The following is a 25,660-nucleotide window of genomic DNA, read 5'->3' as shown; positions in this document are numbered from 1 at the left end:
GCATGGAGACCTTCGAAGCAGTGATCCAGGACGCCGGAGGCGGTGGCGCGTACGTCGAGATCCCCGCTGACGTGCTCACCGCCCTCGGCGGCGGCGCCCGCATCCCCGTCCAGGCCACCTTCGACACCGTCCCGTACCAGGGCTCGATCGTCTCCATGGGCGGCTGCCAAGCCCTCGGCGTACTCAAGGGCGTCCGTACGACGCTGTCGAAGGCTCCCGGCGACACGGTGACGGTCACCGTCGCCCGGGACACCACCGAACGCACGGTCGACGTCCCCGAAGACCTGGCCACGGCCCTGGCCGAGGCCGGCCTCCGCGAAACTTTCGATCGGCTGAGCTACTCGCACCGCCGCGAGCACGTCAACGCCGTACTGGACGCCAAAAAGCCGGAGACCCGCGGACGGCGCATCGCGAAGGCGCTGGAAATGCTGCGGGGCTGACTGTCGATCTGGGCCGCGGCCGTTCGTGTAGGGGTAAAACCTACGAGAACGAGGTGGCGGTCATGGAGGTCTTGCTGAGCGGGCTGGGGATTCCGGAGTCTCCGCGGTGGCACGACGGGCGGTTGTGGTTCGCGAACTGGATCGAGAACCAGATCGTTGCCGTCGACGTGGACGGGACGGTCGAGACCACGCCGGCGCCGGCGAAGCGGCTGATGGGCTGGTCGATCGACTGGCTGCCGGACGGGAGTCTGGTGACCACCGGTGACAACCTGCTGCGGCAGCGGGCCGACGGGTCGTTCGTCGTGCACGCCGAGCAGGACGGCAACGAACTGGTCGTGGACAGCCGGGGGAACGCGTACGTGAACGGCGCCGACTTCGACTTCGCCGGGGGCGAGGAGTTCACGCCCGGCTACATCAAGCTGATCACACCCGACGGCGCCGTCCGGGAGGTTGCCGACGACATCCAGTTCCCGAACGGGATGGTGATCACGCCGGACGAGAAGACGCTGGTGATCTCGGAGTCGTTCGTCGGGCGGCTGACCGCGTTCGACATCGAGGCCGACGGCGGTCTGAGCAACCGCCGGGTGTTTGCCGGAGGCCTCGGTCCGGACGGGATCTGCACGGACGTCGAGGGCGCGATCTGGGTGTCCACGGGCGGTTCTGGCGTCGTACGGGTGGCCGAAGGCGGCGAGGTCCTCGAGCGCATCGAGCTGGACGAGCACCGGGCGCCGTTCGCGCTGGCGCTCGGCGGGGCTGATCGCCGTACCCTCTTCGTCCTCACCGCCGAGTGGCACGCGGACGAACCGATCGCCGACAACCTCGACCGGCTGACCAACGGTCCGCGCAACGGTCAGGTGCTCACGCAGCGGGTCGATGTCCCCGGCACCGGACGCCCCTGACCGGTACCGGACGACCGCTCGGCGACCCGACCGTACCGCTCGGCGGTGTCGGGTCGCCCGTGCGCCCAACCTTCGCTACTGTCCGGATGAACGGGGGTCGACCGGGAGCGAGGAGCCCATGGCAGACACCACGTCAACACCACACCGCTTCAACCTGCTCACCAAGAACCTGCCCGCGCCGCAGGTCAAAGACCTGCCCGAACCACCGACGAACACCTGGCGGATCGTCGGCCCGGGCATGGTCGGTGCCGGGGTCGGACTGGCCTCCGGCGAGTTCATCCTCTGGCCCTACATCTCGTCACAGGTCGGCCTGGTCTTCCTGTGGGGCGCCGTCGTCGGGGTCGCGATCCAGTGGTTCCTGAACATGGAGATCGAGCGGTACACGCTGGCCACCGGTGAGACAGCGTTGACCGGCTTCAACCGGTACGGCAAGCACTGGGGCCTGTTCTTCGCGATCATGACGTACTTCGCGAACCTCTGGCCCGGCTGGGCGACCAGTTCGGCGGCGATGCTGACCTACCTGTTCGGCGCCGGCGACCCACGCTGGATCGCGATCGGGATCCTGGTCGTGATCGGCCTGATCCTGACGCTCGCGCCGGTGGTCTACGTGATGCTCGAACGGCTGATCTTCGTGAAGATCGCGGCGGTCGCGCTGCTCGTCGTACTGGCCCTGATCTTCGCGATCCGCGCCAAGACCTACAGCGCGCTCGGCGAGGCCGTCACCGCGCCGGAGTTCCCGGTCGACCAGCTCGGCTTCGCGCTGATGATGGGCGCGATCGCGTACGCCGGGGCCGGCGGCGGGCAGAACCTGTGCCAGAGCAACTGGATCCGGGACAAGGGCTTCGGGATGGGCCTGCACGTGCCGCGGCTGACGTCGCCGGTGACCGGTGAGAAGCAGGCCGACCCGCACGCCAACGGCTACACCTTCCCGCCGAACGAGGAGAACCTGGCCCGCTGGAAGCGCTGGTGGAAGTTCGCCAACCTCGAGCAGGCGCTGACCTTCGTCCTGATCACCGTGCTGACGATCCTGTTCACCTCGATGCTCGCGCACGCGACCCTGTTCGGTGACGCGTCGGTCAAGAACAACATCAGCTTCCTGAAGATCGAGGGCGTCAACCTGCAGGCGCTGGTCGGCGGCTGGTTCGGCTACCTGTTCTGGGCGATCGGCGCGTTCAGCCTGTTCGCGGCCGCGGCCGGCATCGTCGACTACACCTCCCGGCTGTCGGCGGACATGATCAAGTCCCGCTACCTGCGCACCTCCACGGTGACCGAGTCCAAGCTGTACTTCTGGCTGGTCTGGGGACTGGTTGCCTTCGGCATCATCGTGCTGCTGGCCGGGCTCGACCAGCCGCTGGTGCTGCTGGTGATCTCGGCCTGTACGGCGGGCACGATGATGTTCGTCTACTCCGGCCTGCTGTGGTGGATGAACTCCCGGGCCCTGCCGGCCCCGATCCGGATCAGCGCGGTACGGACCGCCGTCCTGGCCTTCGCCTTCCTGGCGTTCGGCGCGCTGGCGGTGTTCACGATCATCGACCAGGTGAAGAAGAACTTCTGACGTTCGCAACCAGCCCTACCCCCCCAACACCAAACAAGTACCGGCCCCCGATCGGGGGCCGGTACTTGAAAGAGATGGTGCGTCAAGGGCGGTGCTTGTCAGAGTTGGCGGGGCGACGCCCGGTGCTCGCGCGGGTTGTTCAGTCCTTGATCTCGCAGATTGCTGCACCCGCGGCAACCGTGGCGCCGACCTCGGCCGACAACCCCGTGACCGTCCCCGCCTTGTGCGCGTTCAGCGGCTGCTCCATCTTCATCGCCTCCAGCACGACGACCAGGTCGCCTTCGGCCACCGTCGCGCCTTCCTCGACGGCGATCTTGACGATCGTCCCCTGCATCGGCGACGTCAACGAGTCCCCCGACGCGGCAGACTTCCCACTACCCCCAGCACGTTTGGCCGGCTTCTTCTTCGCACCGGCGCCAGCGCCAACACCAACGGCCGAAGCACCAAGCCCAGCAGGCAGGACGACCTCGAGCCGCTTCCCACCGACCTCGACCGTGACCTTCTCCCGCTCGCCCTCGTCGACGGTCGCGGCAGGACCGTCGTACGGCGTGAGCTGGTTGTCGTACTCGGTCTCGATCCACCGCGTGTGCACCTTGAACCCGTCGTCCCCGACGAACGCCGGGTCGCTGACGACCGTCGCGTGGAACGGGATCACCGTCGGCATGCCCTCGACGACGAACTCCTTCAGCGCGCGCCGCGAGCGCTCCAGCGCCTGCTTGCGGTCGCGTCCGGTGACGATCAGCTTGGCCACCAGCGAGTCGAACGACCCCGGAACGGTCTCGCCCTCGTCGTACCCACCGTCGAGCCGGACGCCCGGTCCGGACGGCGGGTGCCAGCGGGTCAGCGTGCCCGGTGCCGGCAGGAAGCCGCGGCCGCCGTCCTCGGCGTTGATCCGGAACTCGATCGAGTGCCCGGACACGGCCGGGTCGTCGTACCCGAGCTCCTCGCCGTCGGCGATCCGGAACATCTCGCGGACCAGGTCCAGCCCGGTGACCTCCTCGGAGACCGGGTGCTCGACCTGCAAGCGGGTGTTCACCTCGAGGAACGAGATCAGCCCGTCCTGACCGACCAGGAACTCGCACGTGCCGGCACCGACGTACCCGGCCTCGCGCAGGATCGCCTTGGACGACCGGTACAGGATCTCCATCTGCTCGTCGCTCAGGAACGGCGCGGGCGCTTCCTCGACCAGCTTCTGGTACCGGCGCTGCAGCGAGCAGTCGCGCGTCGACACCACGACAACGTTGCCGTGGGCATCGGCCAGGCACTGGGTCTCGACGTGCCGCGGCTTGTCCAGGTACCGCTCGACGAAGCACTCGCCACGGCCGAACGCGCTGATCGCCTCGCGGGTCGCGGACTCGAACAGCTCGGGGATCTCCTCCAGCGACCGCGCGACCTTCATCCCGCGGCCACCACCGCCGTACGCCGCCTTGATCGCGATCGGCAGCCCGAACTCCTGCGCGAAGGCGGTGACCTCGTCGGCGCCGGCGACCGGGTCCGGCGTCCCGGGGACCTGCGGGGCGCCGACCTTCTCGGCGATGTGCCGCGCCTTGACCTTGTCGCCGAGCGAGTCGATCGCGGACGGCGGCGGGCCGATCCAGATCAGCCCGGCGTCGATCACGGCCTGGGCGAACTCGGCGTTCTCGGCCAGGAAGCCGTAGCCCGGGTGCACCGCGTCGGCGCCGGAGCGGGCCGCGACGTCCAGGATCTTGGCGATGTTCAGGTAGGAGTCGGCCGGTGTGGCGCCGTCCAGCGAGTACGCCTCGTCGGCGAGCCGGACGAACAGCGCGTCGCGGTCCGGTTCGGCGTACACGGCGACGCTGCCCAGCCCGGCGTCGGCGGCAGCGCGCACGACCCGGACGGCGATCTCGCCTCTGTTCGCGACCAGGACCTTGGTGATCTTGTTGCTGTTCGGCACAGCGCAGCTCCTCTCGGCGTCGCCTGAGTGTAGGACGAAGTTACTCACCGGGAGGGCGGTTTGTGGGTCACACCACGGCAGGAGGGCGCTCGAAGAAGGACTCCAGCACGACGACTGTCTGAGTGCTGGTCACACCGTCCACCTGGTGGAGAGCACGCAGGGTGGCCTGGAGCGCTTCCGTGCTTCCGGTGCGCACTTTGACCAGCACGGATGCCGGGCCGGCGACGATGTGCGCCTCTTCGACTTCAGGGATCGCCTCCAGCGCGGCCTGCTGGTCGCCCATCCAGGCGTTGCTGTCGAGCATCACGTACGCCAGAACCCCATGTCCGAGCGCCGCCGGATCCACCTCGACCGTCGTCCGCCGAATCACCCCGGCCGCCTTCAGCTTCCGCACCCGTTCGTGCGCGGCTCCCGCGGACAGCCCGACAGCTTCACCCAGTACGGCGTACGACTGCGTCGCATCCTCCTGCAGCAGCCCGAGCAACCGCCGGTCGACATCATCTACAGTCATCGAAGCCCCTTGCCGAATCTGATCCTGTCGATTAGAACTTTAGCAGGAGGCCATTCAATGAAAGCAGAGCTAGTCACGCTCGACGAGCGGTTCACCAAGATCGCCGGCGACGAGTACCTGGAACGCCTGTACGACGCCGGCCGCTGGCTGGAGGGGCCCGTCTACGTGCCCGCTTGGCGCAGTCTGGTGTTCAGCGACATCCCCAACGACCGGATGCTGCGCTGGGACGAGCAGTCCGGCCAGGTCAGCGTCTTCCGCCAGCCGTCCGGCTACGTCAACGGCAACACCCTCGACGCCCAGGGCCGGCTGATCAGCTGCTCCCAGGGCAACCGCCAGGTCGTCCGGACCGAGCACGACGGCTCGCTGACGGTCCTCGCGTCACACCTCGACGGCCGACGACTGAACAGCCCGAACGACGTGGTGGTGAAGCGCGACGGCTCGATCTGGTTCACCGACCCGCCGTACGGCATCACCTCGAACTACGAGGGCCACCGCGCCGAGCAGGAGCTCGACGGCTGCCACGTCTACCGCATCTCCCCCAACGGCGAGCTGACCGTGGTCGCCGACGACTTCGTCCGGCCGAACGGCCTGGCCTTCTCGCGCGACGAGACGCAGCTGTACGTCGTGGACACCCCGGAGAAGCACATCCGCCGGTTCGACGTGAAGGACGACGGGCTGACCGGCGGCGACGTGTTCGCGCCCTGCACGGCGGGGATGTTCGACGGGATCCGGCTGGACGCCGAGGGCCGGGTCTGGGCCGCCACCCACGAGGGCGTGCACGTGTTCGACCCGGACGGCACGCTGCTCGGCAAGCTGCTGCTGCCCGACATCGTGTCCAACCTCTGCTTCGGCGGCCCGAAGCGGAACCGGCTGTTCGTCACCGCGACGACCTCGGTCTGGTCCTGGCTGATCACGACGGACGGGGCGCGACCGCCGTACGATCACGGGTGACCACGCTGTCACCCGATCGTGAGGAGTGCGGATGTCCCTGCTCGAGCCGCTGGCCGGAACTGTTCCCGCTGTCTGGGAGAAGCTCGACGATCGGTGGAACGGTCCGCTGGGGGACAAACACCTTGAGCGCCTGTGGACCGGCGGGCGCTGGCTGGAGGGACCGGTCTACTCGCCGCAGGGCCGGTACGTGCTGTTCAGCGACATCCCCAACGACCGGATCCTGCGCTGGGACGAGACGTCATACCAGGTCTCGGCCTACCGCGAGCCGGCCGGCAACACCAACGGGCACACCCGCGACCAGGAAGGCCGTCTGGTCAGCTGCGAGCACGGTAACCGCCGGGTCACCCTGACCGAGCACGACGGGTCCGTCCGCGTCCTTGCCGACGGCTACGAAGGGCACCGGCTGAACAGCCCGAACGACGTGGTGGTCCGGCCCGACGGCTCGGTCTGGTTCACCGACCCGGCGTACGGGATCGACAGTGACTACGAAGGCCACCAGGCGGAGATCGAGACCGAGGGCTGCCACGTCTACCGGATCGCTCCGGACGGCGCGATCACCAAGGTCGCCGACGACTTCGACCGGCCGAACGGGCTGGTCTTCTCCGCCGACGGCTCGAAGCTGTACATCTCCGACACCGAGGAGGCCACGATCCGGGTCTTCGACGTGGTGAACGACGGTACGGCGCTGTCCGGCGGCGAGGTCTTCGCCGAGTGCGGCAACGGCGCCTTCGACGGGATCCGCCTCGACACCGCCGGCCGGGTCTGGGGCGCGGCCGCCGACGGCGTCCACGTGTACGACGCCGACGCGACCCTGCTCGGCAAGCTGCTCGTGCCCGAGATCGTCTCCAACCTCTGCTTCGGCGGTGCCAAGCGCAACCGCCTGTTCCTGACCGCGACGACGTCGCTCTACTCCCTCTACGTGAACGCCAACGGCGGCCCCGAGGCGTACGACCCGCGCAGTTAACAGGTGTTTCTCAGGGTTTGGTTGTAGGTTCCCTGCAGCGTTGGCCCGTTCCAGGTGAGGAGTGCGATGTCCAAGAAGACCCACGAGCAGCAGCTCGCGGCGCGCAAGGCGCAGCGGCAGGCGGAGCGGGCAGCCGAGCGGGCCAAGCAGCGGCGGATGCTCGGCATCACCATCGCGGCGATCGTGTCTGTCGTCGTCGTGATCGTCGGTGTCGTCCTGATCGCGGCGAACACCGGTAGCAAGGAGACTCCGGTCGCGGGCGACACGGCCCCGACCTCGCTGCCGTCGGACGCCGGTCCGGGCAACAAGCCGGTCTCGATCCCGACCGCGCTCGCGGCGCCGCTGAAGCGGCCGACCGCGCTGCCGGCCGAGGTGGACTGCAGCTACACCAAGGGCGGTCCGGCGGCGAAGAAGGTGAACGCGCCGGCCAACGGCAAGGTCAAGGCCAGCGGTACGACGGACGTCACGCTCAAGACCAGCGTCGGCGACCTCGGACTGACCCTGGACAGCGCGCTCGCGCCCTGCACGGTCAACAGCTTCGTCAGCCTGGTGAACCAGAAGTACTTCGACAACACCGTCTGCCACCGGCTCACCGTCGGCGAGGGCCTGCAGGTCCTGCAGTGCGGCGACCCGGGCGGCGACGGTCGCGGCGGTCCCGGCTACAGCTTCAAGGACGAGGTCTTCCCCGAGCTGAAGTACGGCCGCGGCACGCTCGCGATGGCCAACTCCGGCGCGAACACCAACGGCAGCCAGTTCTTCATCGTGTACGGCGACGGCTCCGGCCTCGACCCGGCGTACACGGCCTTCGGCACCCTCGACGCCGCCGGCCTGAAGGCCGTCGACAAGGTCGCCAACGCCGGCGTCGTCCCGAGCCAGGACAGCGCCCCCGGCGACGGCAAGCCCGCCACCGAGGTCAAGATCACCGCCGCCGTCACGGCGTCGAAGAACTAGCCCCGAACAGAACTCAGCCCCTGGGCCCGCCGCAAGGCGGACCCAGGGGCTGCCTTCGTCAGGCCAGCTTGTTGTAGCGGCTGCGGGGCCAGGCGAGCAGGGAGTCGACCTGGACCATGCCGGCTTGCTCGAGGAGCTGGACCGGGCCGTCGGCGAAGTGGAACAGGCCGGTGGCGGGGTCACGAACCTCGGACCAGGCGCGGGCCGAGTAGGCCTTCATCACCGCGGTGTAGCGCGGGTCGTAGGAGACCGAGTCCAGGATCAGCAGGTTCTTGAACCAGATCGCGTTGAAGCGGGTCGGCTGCTTCCAGAGCCGGTCCTCGCTGCCGTAGAAGGCCAGCGACGCGTTCGCCAACGCCTTCGCCTCGTTCAGGTAGCGCTTCTGCCCGGTCGCCTTGTACAGCAGGGTTCCGGCGCCGAGCATCACGCCCTGGTTGTAGCTCCACTGGGTCTTCTCGACGGTGCCGGCCAGGTCGATGTGGTCCCAGTACAGACCGTTCGGCGCGAGCATGCAGGTCCGCGCCCACTCGTACATCTTCTTCGCCCAGGTCAGGTACGACGTGTCCCGCGTCAGCAGGTACAGGTGCGCGCCGAGCTCCGCGCCCGGGCCGTTCGAGATCGTGTTCCGGTCCTGGCTCCACGGTGCCTGGGTCCAGTAGACGCCGCCCGCGCACGGGTGCGCCGGGTCCGTGTCCCAGCCGTGCACGACGAGACCGAAGATCTCCTTCGCCCGACTCAACGACGAGCGGTCACCAGTCCGCTGGTAGTGCTGGATCAGGTTCAGCCCGATCCACTCGTTGTCGTCGTAGAACTTGTCGCCGCCCTGGCCGAGCGGCGGCCGCAGGTAGGAGTCGTAGCCCTTCGGCGTCGTACCGGCGTTCCAGTACGGCTTGTACCCGTCCAGTCGCCGCTCCGCCTCCGCGGCCGCCTTCCGGCCCGAGCCGGGGATGCCCGCGAGGTTCTCCGCCGCGACCGCGCCCTGCGAGTACGGCCAGACGTACGAGTACGGGTTCTGCTGCTCGTTCGGGTACTCCTCCAGCAGCAGCCCCGGTCCGGCAGCGAAGTACTTGTTCAGAGCCTGGTACGACGTGTTGGCGCGCGCCGCGGCGCTGCCGGGATGTCCACCCGTCTGCTCGCCTGCCGGGGCAGCCTCGGCGCCGGGTGCGTGCAGGGCGCTGACCAGCGCCACCGCCAGCAGGCCGGAGAAGGCTTTAGTTGATATACCAATTCTTCTGCGCATCGAGCACTCCTTCAGGGGCGGCTGCGACTGACATCGATGTCACGTTCTAACCGGCGCGGGAGCACAGCGTCAAGAGGTCGGTTATTGGTATATCAACTGCCGAAGACGAACCAGGCCGACTTCAGATGCAGGTTCGCCCGCACCTGATCGCCGGTGAACGCACGCGTCCCGGCCGCGCCGGTCGCGACCACCCGGGTCACCCGGCCGCCGTTCGGCCCGAGCCCGGTCCGCCGGCTGATCGAGACGCCCTTCAGCTTGCCGACCCCGAAGGCGGCCTGCAGCTGCGCGGCCGTCCGCGTCGTCGACCAGGTGACGTTCGGGTTCTTGTTGCCCGGGTACGCGTCCCAGCTGTCCGCCTTGGCCAGTTGGTACGCGACCGTGCCGGCCGTCGTCGCGCCGCCGTTCGAGGACGAGAACTCCGCGATGATCGGGGTGTTCCGGTACAGCCGGATCTGCCCGGCCGTGGCCGCGATCGCCGCGTTGGTCGACGTCTTCTCCGACGAGTAGCCGCCGTACACCTGGCAGGAGATCGTGTCGCACAGGTCGTAGACCCGGCTCCCAGCGCGCTTGCGGTGGTACGCCGCATAGGTGCGCGCGGCAACGGACTGGGCCTGCAACGCGGCCGGCCGCCAGCTGGTGATCGCCTCGCGCGGAACGACCCCGCGCAGGTAGGTCTCCAGCGGCAGCACGTTGATCGTGTCCAGGTGCGCGCCACCGACATCGGCGGCCCGGATCGCCCCGCGGTACTTGGCCTGGGCTCCGCTCGGCAGGACGAGCCCGATCACGGCCGGCCCCTCGAACTGCGCCGTACCGCTCAAGGTCCGCCACAGCGACCAGGTCCGCTTCTTCGCGTCGAACGAGCGGACCTGCGTGCCGTGCTCGCCGTGCGGGTCGATCGACCACTGGTTGCGGTTGGTTGCTACGGGCAACGTGTAGACCTTGTTGGTCTTCAGGTCGCGCAGCTTGAGCCCGCTGACCGAGTGCACCCGGACGCCGTCGGTGTTGTCCGCGGTGATCCGGATCCGGACTGTCCCGGTGGCCTTGCCGACCGCCGTACCGGGGTAGTAGAAGTCGAGGATCTGCTTGACGTTCTTGCCGGCCAGGGCCGCGCCCTGCGCGCCGTACTGCGACATGCCGCGACCGTGGCCGAAGCCACGGCCAGTGATCGTCTGGGTCGCCTCGGCCTCAGGCGGCGCGGCGCCCTCGTGCGCGACCGCCACTCCACTCGGCAAGGTCGCCGCCACCAGAGCCACAACGATGCTGCGTCGTCCGATGCGGGGTTTCACGAGACGTAGACCTTCTGCGTGCGAGTACTCGCGGTGAGCTTGCCGTGCTGGAACCGTTGCTGCTGGCCACCGTTGACCTTGTAGATCCCCGAGGTCGGCAGGCCGAGCCGCGAACCCTCCGCACCGAGCGCGCCGTACTTGCGGGAGATCAGCCCGGCGACCGGGAACATGCCGGTCTTCGGCGACCAGTAGAGCCCGCCGTTGCGGAACGGCTGCAACCGGCTGCCGCTGACGCGACCGTTGCGCTGCTCACCGGTCGGCATCCCGAGGAACCCGTCCGGCCCGATCTTGCGGAACTGCGCCTTGAAGCCGCCGCGTGCGGACCACGCGCCGGTGCGCGCGGACCAGTAGATGTCGAGGACACCGAAGTACGTCGCCCTGCCGGTCTTCGTCGGATGCTCGCCCCAGAATGGTTGCCCGATCGCGCGATATCCGCCGTGCTGCTGCGCCCGCCGGTAGATCTCGGTGGAGACGCTCTTGCCCATCAGCGCGTTCACTCGTTGCTTCAGCCAACCGAGTTTGGAGTACAGGTTCTTGCCCGGGCACGCGGTCGCCTTGGTGTCGCGGTGACCGGAGACCGTGCCGAGCTTGCTGCCGTCGAGGATCACCGTGGCCAGCGGGGAGCGGTAGTTCGCGTCCAGCTTCCAGGCGACGATCCGGGCCGTCATCTCCATCATCTTGGCGGTCGGCGCGACCTTGTCGAAGTTGCCGATCAGCGAGACGCCGAAGGAGTTCGCGTTGAACGATCCGGTGTGCGCGCCGAGCACCGGCAGCTGCATCCCGCCGTACCGGCCCTCCCAGGCGCGGCCGAACTTGTCGACCAGGAAGTTGTAGCCGAGATCGCACCAGCCGCGGCTCTTCACGTGGTACGTGTACATCCCGCGGATCATCGCCGGGACCTGCGCGCTGGTGTAGTTGTTGGTGTCCGCGGTGTGGTGCACGAACGCGGCCTGCACCGTGCTGGTGTACTTCGGCTTCGCGCAGGCGGCGCCGTTGTGCGACCGCAGCTTCTCGTCGGCACCCCAGCCCGGCCGCCCGACGATCCGCGGCATTCCGTACGGCGCGCGACTGGCCTCGGGCTCGATCGGCTGCTCGGGCGTGGTCGGCGGATCGTTGTCGGCGGCCCGGAATCCTGGCTGGATCAGGATCACCTTCGCGTCCGGCACCGTCGTACCGTCGGTGGTGGTCACCGCCGCCTCGACACCGTCCGCCGTCCCGACCCAGATCGGCTCGGTGCCGGATCGTTGCTTGCCCTCGGCACCGTCCGGGCCGTGCTCGTCCTCGACGGTCAGCCGTTCCCAGGCCGCCCAGGTGCCGTTGCGCTGGACGCGGATCTTCACCTCGACGTCGGCCGTGCTCTTCCGGGCCGGCCAGGTCACCCCGACCATCCCGAACGTCTGCGTCTGCGCCGAGGCGCTCGCCACCTTCGTCCCGGTCGCCTGCCGCAACGGCAGTTCCCGGTACGACGGCTCGACGTCGTACGCCGAGGCCGGCGCGGCATCAGCCGGCGCGGGATCGTTCCACGGGACGTTGATCACCGGAACGAACAGGGCAAGCCCCGTCACCGCGGTCAGGGTCAGGCGCAAGGTTGTGGTCACACGCATCGGAGAGCCTCCGGCAGTTCTGTCCGCTGATGAGCAGCCGTGTCCGATTATGCGCAAAGAGTGATCGGATCTCCGGGATTCCCGTCACCCTGCGTGGCGTGTCCCGGCGGCACGCCCTAGTTGCCCGCGGCCCGTTCGGTGAGCAGGCCGGCCTCGTGCGCGAGGATCGCTGCCTGGACGCGGTTGTCGCAGTCGAGCTTGGTGAGAATCCTGCTGATGTGGGCCTTCACCGTGCCGACACCGAGGTAGAGAGCGGCGGCGATGTCGGCATTCGACGCGCCGCTGCCGACCTGGCGCAGCACGTCCCGCTCGGCCGGGGTGAGGGGCGCCAGCCGCGCGGCCGCGGAGCCGCGTTCGGCCGACACCAGGTGGCGTTCGACCAGTCTGCGGACGATCGAGGGCGCCAGGACCGACTCGCCACGGGCGGCGACCTGGACAGCGTGGATCAGGTCGGCCGGTCCGATGTCCTTCAGCAGGAACCCGACGGCACCGGCAGCGAGCGCCTCCGCGACGTACCGGTCCTCGCCGAACGTCGTCAGCACCACCACGTGAGTGGCCGGAAACCGCCGCGCGAGCTCGGCCGCCGCGGTGAGACCGTCGCCGCCCGGCATCCGGATGTCCAGCAGGGCAACGTCGACGGCATGCTCCTGACAGGCCCGTACGGCGGCGACGCCGTCCGCGACCTCGGCGACCACCTCGACGTCGGGCGCGTGCTCGAGGATCATCCGGACGCCGGCGCGCAGCAGCGCCTCGTCGTCGGCCAGCAGCACCCGGATCACCCGGCCTACCTTACGACGAACGCGATCACCACCAGCACCAGCGAGGCCGCGACGGGAACTCCGAGCAGCAGCGCCAGACAACCCGTTCCCAGCAGCCTCGGCACCGTCAGGATCTCCGCGTTGTCCACCACCGGTGGCTCGTCGCCAGGTGCCGGCAGATCGAGTTCCGGCACCGGGCCGAGGGGATGCACCGGCAGCTCGACGATCAGGCCGAAGCCACCCGCCGGAGTGGGACCTGCTCGGAGAGAACCGCCCAGCAGGGCAAGGCGTTCGTCCAGTCCGGCCAGGCCGCGCCTGGTTCCCGGTGCATGCCGCGACGCCGTCCCCGGGCTGTTCGAGATCGTGACCCGGACCCTGTCGCCGATCGGGAGCACCTCGACCACGGAGTGCGCGCCGGGAGCGTGCCGATGGACGTTCGTCAGGCCTTCGCGCACCGCCCGGTGTACGGCGTACCGGGTGCGGGGATCGGCCTCGGTCAGGTCCGAGCCGGTCCAGACGAGCTCCGCCTCCATGCCTGCCCGCCGCGACGCGTCCACCAGTACGGCGAGGTCGGCCCGCGTCCCGGTGTGCGACCCGAGGCCGTCGGGCAGGTCACCGGCGGGTGAGGACGAGACCCGCAGAAGACCGAGGATCTGCCGCAGCTCGACGAGCGCGGTGCTCGCCGTGGTGCGGAGCAGTTCGGCCTGCCCGGTCAGCTGGGGCGCATCCTTGCCGACGGCAAGTTCCAGGGCGCCCGCGTGCAGCGAGATCAGGCTGAGCCGGTGGCCGAGCAGATCGTGCATCTCGCCCGCGATCCGGGTCCGCTCGACCGCCCGCGCCTGCGCGCCCGCCAGTGATCGCGACCGCTCGAGGTACTGGTTGCGGTCACGCAGCAGCCGGGTCTCCGGCCGTCGGTGGCCGAGCAGGACACCCGCCAGTGCCGGTACGGCGATCAGGAACAGGGCCGAAATCACCCCGACGGCGACCAGCGGGCCCGGCCCGACCTCGTCCGTTTGTTCCTCGGACACCAGACCGGCGGCCAGAGTGATCGCGACCGTCGCCCCGACGGCAAGCCACAAACGCCACCGCGGACGGACCTGGCGGCCGGCGGTGAAGGCGATCAACGACCCACTCAGCGCCGGCGACAACACCGGCAGGAAGCACAGCAGCGCCGTGCCGAGCAGGGCGAACAACGGCCGGCGGGACCGCAGCAGCAACAGCACGCTGCTGGCCAGCACCACGACCACGGTCAGGACCGGATCGGGCCCACCGATGGCGATCGGGACCAATCCGGCACCGGCCACCAGAACCACCAGTACGGACTCGCGCACGACGACCGCTCGCGGCACGGCGCGCAACTCGTCGCGCAGTTCGGCCAGATGCGGGGCCGTCGGCATGGGAACTCCATCGGTGGGTCGGCTGACCTAGGCGATTCTTGGCGGCTGCTCCGGCCGGACACCAGTGCCGATCGGCTCGCGATGCTGTCCGATCGGCCATGATACGAGCCCGATCGGCAGGCGCGGCGCAGGCGACCGGCTGGTTAGCGTCGTGGCATGGAGATCGACCACACCACCGAAGCCGTCCGCATGCTGTCCCAGGCCCTCGCCCGTTCGGTCCGCCTCGGGCACCCCGCGACCGGGACCGAGCACCTGCTGTTCGCCTTGCTGGACGCGGAGACGCCGACCGCGAAGGCACTGGCTCCGGGGTCGAACGACGCCGGCGCCTTGATGGGCACGATCGCGGCCTTCGACCCGGCCGAGTGGATCAGCAGTGACAGTGTCGCGGGCAGGCCTGATGCGGCCGCGGATCGCATCGTCTCCGCCGTACTGCGCGAAGCGGACTCGCGGCGGCGGAAGCGGGAGGTTGCGTCGACGCCGGCGACACCCGCCTTGCGCGAGTGCCTGCGCGGGGCGCTCGTCCACGCCGCCGGACCCGTCGTGACGCCGTCGCACTTCCTGCTGGCGCTCCTGGACCTGCCCGGATCCCGCGCGGCCGAGGCTCTTCGGCTGCGGGGCGTCGACCACGACACCGTCGCCGCGGCACTCGACCCCGCGGCCGGGACCTCGCCGCAGGAGGCGGCCCAGGACGTCTTGCGCAGGTCCGGCGCCCACGGCCACGGGATCACCAGGTGGGTGGTGAAGCGGCTGAAGGGCCGCGAGTCGCCGATGCTGTTCGGAGTGGGGATGGAGGCCCGGCGTCAGGCCGTACGGCGAGGCAGAGCCGCGGTCGACTCGGCCGACCTGCTGCTCGGGGTCCTGTCGCTCGAACGGTTGGTGACCCAGGCCAGGTGCGACCAGGCGACGGCCGTGGACACCGGCGCCGCGATCCTGGCCGCCCGGGGAATCCAGCTCGAGACGGTGCTCGGCGCCGCGGTGGTGGACCCGCCCCAGCCCCTCGGGCCAACGCTGCCGGCCGACGGATCGGCCAAGCGGGCCCGGCTGCGAACTCAACTGCTCGCATCCGGGGAGAACGCGCCACGGATCGGAACGACGCACCTCGTGACCGCACTGCTCGAGGAGCAGGACGGCCCGGTGGCCGATCTGCTGGCGGCCGCCGGGTACGCCGACCGGACCTGAGGTGTCGGGTGGCCGCCGTCCTAGACTGGCTTCGGAAATCGAAGTGAGGGGATGTGGATGCGGAACCAGTTCCGGCTCGAGGATCTGTCCTGCCCGTTGTCGACGACCGCGCGGCACGTCGGCGAGTGGTGGACGCTGCTGATCCTGCACGACGCCTTCGACGGGTTCACGCGGTTCGACGAGTTCCAGCGGAACCTGAAGATCTCCTCCAGCATGCTGACCACGCGACTGAAGACGCTCGTGGACGACGGGCTGCTGGAACGGCGGCAGTACCAGGACCGTCCGGCTCGCTACGAGTACGTGCTGACCGAGCTGGGCCGGTCGCTGCGGCCGGTGATCGTCGCGCTGGCCGCCTGGGGCAACGAGCGGCTCGCGCCGGCCGAGCGGACGATGATCCTGATCGACTCCGAGACCGGTGAAGAGGTCGAGCCGGTGCTGGTCGATCGGGCCACCGGGCAGCCGGTGGACGGGCCACGCTACGTGTTCACCTCCGGCCCGGCCGCGAGCCGGGCGATGCGGGAGCGGTACGACGAGCGGTGAACACCTGTTCACGCAGGAGAATTGGACCGACTCGGTAGGCTCGACCCACTGCACCCCTTAGAGGGCACGTCGAGGAAGGCACGTCATGGAACTGATTCTGCTGATCGCGGTGGTCGTGATCGCAGTACTGGCTTACCGCTCCTACCGCCGGACCCAGCTGCAGACCAAGCAGCGGGACGAGGTGACCTCGGCCGAGCTCGAGTCGGTCAAGCGCACCGCCGACGAGGACATCACCAAGTTCGGTGAGGAACTGCAGGACCTCGACCTGGACATGGTGGGCAAGGACCTCGGCGACGGCGCCCGGCAGGACTACCAGCGCGCGCTGGACTCCTACGAGTCCGCGAAGTCGGCGGTCGCCCAGGTCACCGCGGCCGACCAGATCAAGCACGTGATCGAGATCCTCGAGGACGGCCGGTACGCGATGGCCTGCGTGCGCGCCCGGGTCAACAACGAGCCGCTCCCGCAGCGTCGTCCGTCCTGCTTCTTCAACCCGCAGCACGGCCCGTCCGTCGAGGACGTCACCTGGTCCCCGGCCGGCGGCGCGCCGCGCGAGGTCCCGGCCTGCGCCGCGGACGCCGAGCGCGTCCGCGCCGGTGCCGACCCGGACATCCGCAAGGTGATGGTCGGCCCGCAGCGCGTCCCGTACTGGCAGGCCGGACCGGCGTACGCGCCGTACGCGCAGGGCATGTTCGGTGCGCTGGGTGGCGTGATGACCGGCATGTTCATCGGCACGATGCTCGGCGGCATGTTCGCCGGCGGCGGGTACGGCGACATGGCCGGCGGCGGTTTCGACGGCGGTGACGGCGGCGGCGACATGGGCGGCGACGGTGGCGACGGCGGCGGCTTCGACTTCAGCGAGGACCCGGGCGGCGGCGACATGGGCGGCGGCGACTTCGGCGACTTCGGCGGTTTCGACTTCTGAGTTCAGCAGCACCGACGGCCCCTGGGAGCACTGCTCCCGGGGGCCGTTGTCTTGCCGTGGGTCGTGGACGCGCCTAGCGTCGAGAGATGCACGAGCTCGCCGTTACGGAGAGCGTTGTCGATGCGATCGTCGAGAAGATCGGCGACGGACCGGTCGCCGCCGTACGGCTGGAGATCGGCAAGCTGTCCGGCATCGTGGCCGACTCGGTGCGGTTCTGCTTCGAGGTGGTCGCGCAGGGCACCGGCCTGCAGGGCGCCCGGTTGGACATCGACGAGCCGTCGGGGCGGGCGTACTGTCGAACGTGCGGTGACGAGTTCGGCCTCGACGAGCCGATCCTGCTGTGCCCGTGCGGCAGTGCGGACCTCGACATCCTCAGTGGCGAGCAACTGAGAATCATCTCGGTGGAGGTGCCCTGACATGTGCAGCACCTGCGGTTGCGGCCAACCGGACGGCGCCGGGACCCGCCTGACCGTCGTGCACGACCACCAGCACGACGACGAGCACGGTCATGGGCATGGGCACGGCCATGGCCACGGTCACGGGCACGTCGAGGAGCTGACCGCGCCGGAGACCAGGACCGTCCTGCTGGAGCAGGACATCCTCGCCAAGAACGACGCGCTCGCCGCCGCCAACCGGCACCGCCTGCAGGAGCACGGCATCGCCGCGGTCAACCTGATGAGCTCCCCCGGCTCGGGCAAGACCACCGTGCTGGAGCACACCATCCGCGCGATCGGCGACCGCCGTCAGGCGCTGGTGATCGAGGGCGACCAGGAGACCCTGTACGACGCCGAGCGGATCCGCGCGACCGGCAGCAAGGTCGTCCAGATCAACACCGGCGCGGGCTGTCACCTGGACGCGCAGATGCTCGCCTCCGGGCTGACCCGACTGGAGCCGCCGGACGGCTCGCTGGTCTTCGTCGAGAACGTCGGCAACCTGGTCTGTCCGGCGCTGTTCGATCTGGGCGAGGCCGCGCGGGTGGTGATCATCTCGGTCACCGAGGGCGCCGACAAGCCGGCCAAGTACCCGTACATGTTCCGCACCGCCGACCTCGTGCTGCTGAACAAGGTCGATCTGCTCCCGTACGTCGATTTCGACGTCGACCTCTGCCTGCGGCTGATCGAGGAGGTCCGCCCCGGCGCGCAAGTCCTGCAGGTCTCAGCTACGAAGGGCACCGGCATGCAGACCTGGTACGACTGGCTGGACGCCCTCTAACCGGGCACTTCCTCCCGAACAACCGTTGCCGACGGCACCTTCTTCAGTCGGCCGCCGGCGGCCAGCAGGATGCCGGCGGTGAGGGCGAGCCAGAGGTAGGCGTTGCCCAGCACCTGCTCCAGCATGTTCCAGTCGAGCTCCCGGTTGCCGCGTCGCGGGACCCACCAGATCGGCGCGAGCATCATCAGCCCGAACCAGACCGCGGCCGTGTACGCCGGGAACCGCCGGCCGGCCCGCGTGCCGGTGAGCAGCGCGACGCCGAGCGGGATCATCCAGACCCAGTGGTGGCTCCACGACACCGGTGAGCAGAGCAGGCTGATCATGCCGGCGACCGCGGTGGCGCCGAGTCGTTCACCGCGCAACCACAAGACGCGGGTCAGCCAGAGACCGGCGACGACCGTCAGCAGGACGACGACCTTCCAAGCCAGGCCACCGCCGTCCATGTCACCGCTGACGCGGATCAGGAAACCGTTCCAGGACTGGTTGCCCGAATAGGCCAGCCCGCCGATCCGGCTGGTGTCGGACAGCAGCTTCGTCCAGTACTCCCAGGCTGCTGACGGCGCGATCAGGAACCCGGCCAGCACGGTCACGGCGAACGCCGCCGACGCGTGCGCGAGCGCGCGCCACTGCCGGGTGACGACGAGCATCCCGAAGAAGACGAGCGGCGTGAGCTTGATGCCCGCCGCGATGCCGAGCCAGATGCCGCGGCGCGGGCGGCGGCGGACCTCCAGTACGTCGTACAGGATCAGCGCGCAGAGGATCAGGTTGATCTGTCCGTACGACAGGGTCTCGCGGACCGGTTCGACCAGCAGCGACGCGGCGCTGACGGCGATCAGTCCGGCCGGGCCCCACGATGCCGCCAGCGGGAGGCGGGACAGGCACAGCCGCCAGATCACCACGACCGCGAACAGCGAGACCGCGATCGACAGGCCGTACGCGACCGGCCAGGGCATCACCGCGACCGGGACCATCACCATCGCGCCGAACAGCGGGTAGGTGAACGGCATCGAGATGTCGCGCATCCGCGCCGCGTACAGCGACGACGGGTCGTCGAGCACCATCGAACCACCGAGCCGGTAGACCTTCAGGTCCGCACCGGTGTGGTCCCAGACGAACGGCAAAAGGATGCCGACGGCAACACAAACTCCCACGGTCAGCCACCAGCGGCGCTTGACCGGGTCCCCCAGGATCCCCGTACTCACCCGTTGAGAGTGACAGCCCGCCAGGGTCAGACCGGGCTAGACCGACTGGCAGCTTGATGTCACGGCGTGTCGGGAACTTTTCACCGAATAGGTGACTAGAGCAACAACAGCCAGAGTCGCGGCTATCAGATAGGCGTTACCGGCCAGTTGATCTGCGAATGTCCACTCCAGTTCGTGGTTCTCGTGGTTCGGCGGCCACCAGATCGGCGCGACGGCGAAGACCGTGAACCACAAGATGCCGACGGCAACTTTTACCTGACCGTTCAGGCGTTGCAGGAGCGCGACGCCGAGCGGAATGCACCAGACCCAGTGATGGCTCCAGGAGACCGGCGAGCAGAGCAGCCCGAGGAGTCCGCAGACGGAGACGGCCGCGAGCCGGTCGCCCTGGTCCCAGAGGACCCGGCAGAAGTACAGACCGGCGAGGGCGGTCAGCGCGACGAGCACGAGCCAGACGGGGCCGCCGCCGTCCAGGTCGCCCTGGATCCTGACAAGGAAGCCGTTCCAGGACTGGTTGCTGGAGAAGGCAAGTCCGCCGACCCGGGTGGCGTCGGAGACCAGCGAGGTCCAGTACGTCGCGGCCGCGTGCGGCGTGACCGCGAAGCCGATCAGCACGGTCGCCGCGAACCCTGCGGTCGCGTACCCCAGCGCCTTCCACTGGCGGGTGACGACGAGCAGCCCGAAGAAGACCAGCGGCGTGAGCTTGATGCCTGCGGCAACACCGATCCAGATCCCGCGTGCGGGGTGCTTGCGGTTCAGGACGTCGTACAGGATCAGGGCGCACAGCATCAGGTTGATCTGCCCGAAACCGAGCGTTTCCCGGACCGGTTCCAGCAGGAGGGATCCGGCGACGAGCCCGAGCAGCAGGGCCGACGGCGCCTGAACGCACAGCCGCCAGACCGCGACCAGGGCAGCCAACGTGATCGCGGTCCACCCCACCGCGGCGACCGGCCAAGGCACCAGCGCGAACGGCACCATCACTACGGCCGCGAAGGGCGGGTAGGTGAACGGCAACGGCGTCCCGCCCAGCCGTACGTCGTACAAGGCGGAAGCGTCGTCCAGCAGCGTCTCGCCGCCGAGCCGGTAGACCTTCAGATCCACCATCGAGTGTCGCCACAGCAGCGGGAGAACGATGCACGCGGCAACACACACGACCGCAGCCGCAGCCCACCGCCAGTTCCCCCGCACGCAGCGAACGATACCGCCGGACCGGGTGACCTCCTGACCTCAGCAGATGCGGGGCAGTTGTTCTCCGATCGGGGTGTCGACGACGCGGGTGGCGCCGAAGGTGGTGCGGGTGACGACCATGCCGGGGTGGTCCGGCACGCACTCGCCGATGACGGCGGCGTCGACACCCAGCGGGTGGGCTTGGAGCGCAGCGAGTACGGCGTCGGCGTCCTCCGGGGCGACGACGGCGAGCAGTTTGCCCTCGTTGGCGACGTACAGGGGGTCGAGGCCGAGGAAGGCGCAGGCATTGGCGACGGTCTCGGGGATCGGGAGCAGGCTCTCGGTCAGCTCGATGCCGACGCCGGCCGCCTTGGCGATCTCGTTGAGGGACGTGGCGACGCCACCGCGGGTCGGGTCGCGCAGGACGTGCAGGTCGAGCGTGACGTCGAGCATCGCGGCGACCAGCCCGTTCAGCGGGGCGCAGTCGCTGACCACCTCGGTGCCGAACGAGATGCCCTCCCGCACGCTCATGATCGCGATTCCGTGCACGCCGATCATCCCGCTGACGATCACGACATCACCCGGTACGGCGCGCTGCGGGCGGATGTCGACGCCGTCGGGGACCAGACCGATCCCGGCGGTGTTCACGTAGACGCCGTCGCCGTGGCCGGAGTCGACGACCTTGGTGTCGCCGGTCGCGACGATCACGCCGGCCCGGCGGGCCGCCGTACCGAGGTCTTCCGCGATCCGGCCGACGACGGACAGCTCGACGCCTTCCTCCAGGATGAACCCGCAGGACAGGTACGCCGCCTGCGCGCCCGACATGGCCAGGTCATTGACGGTGCCGTTGACCGCGAGGTCCCCGATGCTGCCGCCGGGGAAGAACAACGGCTGCACGACGAACGAGTCGGTGGAGAACGCGAGCCGGGCGCCGCCGAGCGTGACCACGGCGGAGTCGGCCATCCCCTCCAGCAACGGGTTCGCGAAGGCCGGGACGAAGAGGTGCTCGATCAGCTCGGCAGACAGTTGCCCACCGCCACCATGTCCCATCACCACGGCCGGGTGGTCGCGCAGCGGCAGCGGGCAGGTCCACCCGTCGAAGTTCGGCATCGCGGGATCCGGAAGCATCACCTGCTCAGCCAACGGAGCTCACCACCTCGGGCGTCTGCAGCCGGCGGTAGAGGTAGTACGCCGCACAGGCGCCTTCGCTCGAGACCATCGTCGCGCCCAGCGGGTTCCGCGGCGTGCACAGCGTCCCGAACGCCTCGCACTCGTGCGGCTTGATGTGCCCCTGCAGCACCTCGCCGCTGCGGCAGACAGTGGACTCCTCGGTCGCGATGTCGCGCACGTGGAACCGGTACTCCGCGTCGTACGCGCGATACCGCTCGGACAGTCGCCAGCCGCTCTGCGGGATCATCCCGATCCCTCGCCAAGCACGATCCGTCGTCTCGAAGACATCCTCGAGCATCGCCTGAGCGGCCGTGTTGCCCTCGTCGGTGACCGCACGCCGGTACGCGTTCTCGACCACGTGCTCGCCACGCTCCAACTGCGTTACCGTGCGCAGGATCCCCGCCAGAATGTCCAGCGGCTCGAACCCGGTGACCACGATCGGCACCTGGTACTTCGCGGCGAGCGGCGGGTACTCCGACACTCCCATCACACTGCACACGTGCCCGGCCGCGAGGAACGCCTGCACCCGGCAGTTCGGCGACTCCATGATCGCCGAGATCGCCGGCGGCACCCGGACGTGCGAGACCAGCAGGCTGAAGTTCGCGATGTCCTGCTTCTTCGCCTGGTACACCGTCATCGCGTTCGGCGGCGCCGTCGTCTCGAAGCCGATCCCGAAGAACACCACCTCGCGGTCCGGGTTGTCCTTCGCGATCCGCAGCGCGTCCAGCGGTGAGTAGACCACCCGGACGTCGCCGCCCTCGCTCTTGATCCGGAACAGGTCGCGGCCGCTGCCCGGCACCCGCAGCATGTCGCCGAACGAGCAGAAGATCACGCCGGGCTGGGACGCGATCTCCAGCGCCTTGTCGATGATCTCCAGCGGGGTCACGCAGACCGGGCAGCCCGGCCCGTGGATCATCTCGACGCCGTCCGGCAGCAGCTGGTCGATCCCGTGCCGCACGATCGTGTGGGTCTGCCCGCCACAGACCTCCATCATCGCCCAGGGCTTCGTGACGGTGGCGTGGATCTGGTCGACCAGCTTCTTCGCCAGCACCGGATCACTGAACTCGGCCAAGTACTTCATGACATCGTCTCCTCTGTCCCCGGCGGCCGCCGTTCCCCGGCCTGCTGCGCCGCAAGTCCCCAGTGGTCCCCGAACTCCTCCTCCAGCGCGCCCAGCTGCCGGTACAGCGCCAGCGACTGCTGCGCCGACTCCTCGTCGAGGCGCTGCAACGCGAAGCCGACGTGCACGATCGTGTACTCACCGACCTCCAGGTCGGGCAGGTAGGCCAGGCAGACGTCCTTCAGCACGCCGCCGAAGTCCACCATTCCCATCCGCGTGCCGTCCTCTTCCCGGATCTCCACGACCCGTCCCGGAACCGCTAGACACATGCTGCTTCCTCCTTCGGTACGGGAACGCGGGCCGCGACGGCCAGCTGACCGAGCGCGATCCCGGCATCGGTCGGCGGTACCTTCCGGTGCCGCAGTACGGCGAAGCCGGCCGCGTGCAGCGCCCGGCTACTTGCTGACAGCAACAACTGGTTGACGAACACCCCGCCGGACAGCGCGACCGTCGACAACCCGCGCGCGGCCCGGACCTGCTCGGCGATCTCGACCATCGCGTCGACCAGCCCCTGATGGAACCGAGCCCCGATCACCGCGGGCGGCAGCCCGTCGACAACATCCCGTACGACGGCCGCGAGCACCGGCGCCGGGTCGATCACCCCTTCACCACAACGGAAACCGTAGGCCTTGCCGGACGGCGCACCCAGCGCGACGCCTTCCAGCTCGATCGCGGCCTGCGCCTCGTACCCGGCCCGATGACACACCCCGGCCAGCGACGACACCGCGTCGAACAGCCGGCCCATGCTCGACGTCGGCGCGCACGCCAGGTTCCGATCCAGCTGCAGCGCCAGGCGGTCCAGTTCCTCCCCCGTGCAGGCCTGGACCGCCGACAACCGCGGATCCCATTCGACGCCGGCCGCGTGCAGATGCGCCAGCGCCATCCGGCAGGGATTCCGGACCCCCGCATCCCCACCGGGCAAGGGAACGTAGGCCAGGTGGCCGTACCGCTCGAACCCGGCGTAGTCGGCGAGCAGCACCTCGCCGCCCCAGACCGCGCCGTCGTCCCCGTACCCGGTCCCGTCGAAGGCGAAGCCGATCACCGGCCCGTCGTCGTACCCGTGCTCGGCGAGCACCGACGCCAGATGCGCGTGATGATGCTGTACGCCGACCACCGGCCGCCCGTCGGCGTGCAACTGTGCCCACTGCCGCGACCGGTACGCCGGATGCTTGTCCGCCACCAGCATCTCCGGCCGTACGCCGGTCAACTGCTCGAGGTGCTGCTCCGCCCGCTCGAAGGCGGCCAACGTCGCGAGATCGTCCATGTCCCCCACGTGCGCCGACAACCAGGCGTAGCGCCCGTCGGCGACGGCGAACGTGTTCTTCAGATCCCCGCCGACCGCCAGCACCGGACGCACCGGGAACGGCAGCGCGACCGGGAACGGCGCATAGCCGCGCGACCGTCGTACGGGCAGCTCCACCTCGTCGACCACCCGTACGACGGAGTCGTCGCACGGCACGTGGATCGGCCGGTCGTGCCCGAGCCACGCGTCCGCCAGCGGCGCCAGGCGATCGAGCGCCTCGGCGTCGTCGATCACGATCGGTTCGCCCGACACGTTCCCACTGGTCATCACGAGCACGGTCGGCCCGGGCTGGTCGAAGAGCAGCCGGTGCAACGGCGTGTACGGCAGCATCACGCCCAGATCCGGGTTGCCCGGTGCGACTTCCACGGTGACGGCCGGGCACGCGGTACGGCGGAGCAGGACGATCGGGCGCTGGTGCCCGGTGAGCGACGCCTCCTCGGCCGGCCCGATCATCGCGATCTGCCGCGCGGTCTCCAGGTCCGCCGCCATCACCGCGAACGGCTTGTCGCCGCGATCCTTGCGCTTGCGGAGCATTGCCACAGCCGCCGAGTCGCCCGCGTCGCAGACCAGGTGGAACCCCCCGATCCCTTTGACCGCGAGGATCCCTCCGTCGATCAGCACTCGGTGCGCCTCGGCCAGCGCGCTCTCGTCGTACGACGGGTCGGCGCCCGGCCGCAGGAAGCTGAGCCGCGGCCCGCAGGCGGGGCACGCGATCGGCTGTGCGTGGAACCGGCGGTCGGCCGGATCGGCGTACTCGCGCGCGCAGTCCGGGCAGAGCGGGAACCCGGCCATCGTCGTGGCCGGCCGGTCGTACGGGAGCCCGGTGATGATCGTGAAGCGCGGCCCGCAGTTCGTGCAGGTGACGAACGGGTGCCGGTACCGGCGGTCGGCCGGATCGTCCTGCTCGCCTGCACAGTCGTTGCACTGGGCAACATCCGGCGAGACCAGCGTCCGGCCGGTCCCGCCGGTGGAGTCCTGGATGACGAAGACAGTGCCGCCCCGCGCCGGCACCTCCTCGCACCCCACCGACTCCACCACCGCCAACGGCGGCGCGTCCGCCCCGACCCGGCGCCCGAAGGCTCTCACCGCCTCCGGCGCGCCCTCGACCTCGGCGACCACGCCGGCCGCCGTGTTCGCCACCTGCCCGGACAGCCCGAGCTCCCGCGCCAGGGCGTACACGAACGGCCGGAAGCCGACGCCCTGGACCACGCCGGACACGGTGATCCGGACCCGGAGCCGGGAACCCTGCGCAGCCGTGGCACCCACCACCTGCCGATGGAATTGTCAGGAATTACCTGGTGCAGGCCGATCGCAGATGGCGAAATCGGTCATCGACGGACTATTTCCGCAGCGTAGACCCGGACGCGGACAGGCACC

At 69.5% G+C, this 25,660-nt stretch carries 24 protein-coding genes; 11 read left to right on the top strand and 13 right to left on the bottom strand.

Annotated features, from left to right (window positions below):
• The first annotated feature begins 2 nt into the window (after positions 1-2).
• The 3 genes from ACYVIO_RS14010 to ACYVIO_RS14000 all read left to right on the top strand — a co-directional run bounded on the left by ACYVIO_RS14010 (position 3) and on the right by ACYVIO_RS14000 (position 2,894).
• Positions 3-440 carry a YdeI/OmpD-associated family protein gene (locus tag ACYVIO_RS14010; RefSeq protein ID WP_460651165.1) on the top strand — a complete coding sequence of 146 codons (438 nt, stop codon included), beginning with the start codon at positions 3-5 and terminating at the stop codon, positions 438-440.
• A gap of 62 nt (positions 441-502) precedes the next feature.
• Entirely contained in the window at positions 503-1,339 is an 837-nt protein-coding gene (locus ACYVIO_RS14005; RefSeq protein WP_460651164.1) for an SMP-30/gluconolactonase/LRE family protein, read from the top strand.
• 118 nt (positions 1,340-1,457) lie between these two features.
• The gene (locus ACYVIO_RS14000; RefSeq protein ID WP_460651163.1) at positions 1,458-2,894 is read left to right on the top strand and encodes an Nramp family divalent metal transporter; all 1,437 of its coding nucleotides are present in this window, start codon (positions 1,458-1,460) and stop codon (positions 2,892-2,894) included.
• Positions 2,895-3,033: 139 nt separating this feature from the next.
• Here ACYVIO_RS14000 and ACYVIO_RS13995 read toward each other — a convergent pair whose 3' ends face one another.
• Together ACYVIO_RS13995 and ACYVIO_RS13990 are read right to left on the bottom strand one after the other, a co-directional pair.
• Positions 3,034-4,809, bottom strand: a complete 1,776-nt coding sequence (locus ACYVIO_RS13995; RefSeq protein ID WP_460651162.1) for an acetyl/propionyl/methylcrotonyl-CoA carboxylase subunit alpha — start codon at positions 4,807-4,809, stop codon at positions 3,034-3,036.
• A 67-nt stretch (positions 4,810-4,876) separates the two neighbouring features.
• A complete protein-coding gene (locus tag ACYVIO_RS13990; protein ID WP_460651161.1) occupies positions 4,877-5,320 on the bottom strand; it encodes an Lrp/AsnC family transcriptional regulator in 444 nt (147 codons plus the stop codon).
• 57 nt (positions 5,321-5,377) lie between these two features.
• On the opposite strand from ACYVIO_RS13990, the gene ACYVIO_RS13985 reads away from it, so the two are divergent.
• From ACYVIO_RS13985 to ACYVIO_RS13975, 3 genes are all read left to right on the top strand, one after another.
• On the top strand, positions 5,378-6,271 hold the full coding sequence (locus tag ACYVIO_RS13985; RefSeq protein WP_460651160.1) for an SMP-30/gluconolactonase/LRE family protein: 894 nt from the start codon (positions 5,378-5,380) through the stop codon (positions 6,269-6,271).
• Between the two features lie 31 nt (positions 6,272-6,302).
• Complete coding sequence (locus ACYVIO_RS13980; RefSeq protein WP_460651159.1) at positions 6,303-7,235, top strand: SMP-30/gluconolactonase/LRE family protein; 933 nt, start codon at positions 6,303-6,305, stop codon at positions 7,233-7,235.
• A gap of 66 nt (positions 7,236-7,301) precedes the next feature.
• Entirely contained in the window at positions 7,302-8,186 is an 885-nt protein-coding gene (locus tag ACYVIO_RS13975) for a peptidylprolyl isomerase (RefSeq protein ID WP_460651158.1), read from the top strand.
• A gap of 58 nt (positions 8,187-8,244) precedes the next feature.
• Here ACYVIO_RS13975 and ACYVIO_RS13970 read toward each other — a convergent pair whose 3' ends face one another.
• The 5 genes from ACYVIO_RS13970 to ACYVIO_RS13950 form a co-directional block, all read right to left on the bottom strand.
• Complete coding sequence (locus ACYVIO_RS13970; RefSeq protein ID WP_460651157.1) at positions 8,245-9,426, bottom strand: glycoside hydrolase family 76 protein; 1,182 nt, start codon at positions 9,424-9,426, stop codon at positions 8,245-8,247.
• Positions 9,427-9,518: 92 nt separating this feature from the next.
• Complete coding sequence (locus tag ACYVIO_RS13965; RefSeq protein WP_460651156.1) at positions 9,519-10,712, bottom strand: SpoIID/LytB domain-containing protein; 1,194 nt, start codon at positions 10,710-10,712, stop codon at positions 9,519-9,521.
• A complete protein-coding gene (locus ACYVIO_RS13960; RefSeq protein ID WP_460651155.1) occupies positions 10,709-12,316 on the bottom strand; it encodes an N-acetylmuramoyl-L-alanine amidase in 1,608 nt (535 codons plus the stop codon). Before ACYVIO_RS13960 ends, ACYVIO_RS13965 begins: the two co-directional genes overlap by 4 nt.
• 116 nt (positions 12,317-12,432) lie before the next feature.
• On the bottom strand, positions 12,433-13,095 hold the full coding sequence (locus tag ACYVIO_RS13955) for a response regulator transcription factor (RefSeq protein ID WP_460651154.1): 663 nt from the start codon (positions 13,093-13,095) through the stop codon (positions 12,433-12,435).
• Between the two features lie 5 nt (positions 13,096-13,100).
• Positions 13,101-14,471 (bottom strand): sensor histidine kinase, encoded by a 1,371-nt coding sequence (locus tag ACYVIO_RS13950; protein ID WP_460651153.1) that lies wholly within the window; start codon positions 14,469-14,471, stop codon positions 13,101-13,103.
• 156 nt (positions 14,472-14,627) lie between these two features.
• On the opposite strand from ACYVIO_RS13950, the gene ACYVIO_RS13945 reads away from it, so the two are divergent.
• From ACYVIO_RS13945 to hypB, 5 genes are all read left to right on the top strand, one after another.
• Complete coding sequence (locus ACYVIO_RS13945) at positions 14,628-15,650, top strand: Clp protease N-terminal domain-containing protein (protein WP_460651152.1); 1,023 nt, start codon at positions 14,628-14,630, stop codon at positions 15,648-15,650.
• 57 nt (positions 15,651-15,707) lie between these two features.
• Positions 15,708-16,190 (top strand): winged helix-turn-helix transcriptional regulator, encoded by a 483-nt coding sequence (locus tag ACYVIO_RS13940; protein WP_460651151.1) that lies wholly within the window; start codon positions 15,708-15,710, stop codon positions 16,188-16,190.
• An 85-nt stretch (positions 16,191-16,275) separates the two neighbouring features.
• Complete coding sequence (locus ACYVIO_RS13935) at positions 16,276-17,112, top strand: hypothetical protein (RefSeq protein WP_460651150.1); 837 nt, start codon at positions 16,276-16,278, stop codon at positions 17,110-17,112.
• Positions 17,113-17,198: 86 nt separating this feature from the next.
• Positions 17,199-17,528 carry a hydrogenase maturation nickel metallochaperone HypA/HybF gene (locus ACYVIO_RS13930; RefSeq protein ID WP_460651149.1) on the top strand — a complete coding sequence of 110 codons (330 nt, stop codon included), beginning with the start codon at positions 17,199-17,201 and terminating at the stop codon, positions 17,526-17,528.
• 1 nt (position 17,529) lies between these two features.
• On the top strand, positions 17,530-18,324 hold the full coding sequence (gene hypB, locus ACYVIO_RS13925; RefSeq protein ID WP_460651148.1) for a hydrogenase nickel incorporation protein HypB: 795 nt from the start codon (positions 17,530-17,532) through the stop codon (positions 18,322-18,324).
• On the opposite strand, the gene ACYVIO_RS13920 is transcribed toward hypB, so the two are convergent.
• Genes ACYVIO_RS13920 through hypF form a run of 6 tightly spaced genes read right to left on the bottom strand, consistent with a single transcriptional unit; the run spans position 18,321 to position 25,552 of the window.
• On the bottom strand, positions 18,321-19,526 hold the full coding sequence (locus ACYVIO_RS13920; RefSeq protein WP_460651147.1) for a glycosyltransferase 87 family protein: 1,206 nt from the start codon (positions 19,524-19,526) through the stop codon (positions 18,321-18,323). The genes hypB and ACYVIO_RS13920 overlap by 4 nt on opposite strands.
• A gap of 36 nt (positions 19,527-19,562) precedes the next feature.
• On the bottom strand, positions 19,563-20,711 hold the full coding sequence (locus ACYVIO_RS13915; RefSeq protein ID WP_460651146.1) for a glycosyltransferase 87 family protein: 1,149 nt from the start codon (positions 20,709-20,711) through the stop codon (positions 19,563-19,565).
• Positions 20,712-20,750: 39 nt separating this feature from the next.
• Positions 20,751-21,833 (bottom strand): hydrogenase expression/formation protein HypE, encoded by a 1,083-nt coding sequence (gene hypE, locus ACYVIO_RS13910; RefSeq protein WP_460651145.1) that lies wholly within the window; start codon positions 21,831-21,833, stop codon positions 20,751-20,753.
• A complete protein-coding gene (hypD, locus tag ACYVIO_RS13905; protein ID WP_460651144.1) occupies positions 21,826-22,941 on the bottom strand; it encodes a hydrogenase formation protein HypD in 1,116 nt (371 codons plus the stop codon). Before hypD ends, hypE begins: the two co-directional genes overlap by 8 nt.
• Positions 22,938-23,249: a HypC/HybG/HupF family hydrogenase formation chaperone gene (locus tag ACYVIO_RS13900; RefSeq protein WP_460651143.1), complete on the bottom strand. Its 312-nt coding sequence runs from the start codon at positions 23,247-23,249 to the stop codon at positions 22,938-22,940. Before ACYVIO_RS13900 ends, hypD begins: the two co-directional genes overlap by 4 nt.
• Positions 23,240-25,552, bottom strand: coding sequence for a carbamoyltransferase HypF (gene hypF, locus ACYVIO_RS13895; protein ID WP_460651142.1), 2,313 nt, complete (start codon positions 25,550-25,552; stop codon positions 23,240-23,242). The genes ACYVIO_RS13900 and hypF overlap by 10 nt, the downstream gene beginning before the upstream one ends.
• Between the last annotated feature and the right edge of the window lie 108 nt (positions 25,553-25,660).

This window comes from Kribbella endophytica, from assembly GCF_054781295.1.
The sequence above is the reverse complement of the archived record's forward strand: the minus strand, read 5'-3'. Positions and strand labels throughout refer to the sequence as shown.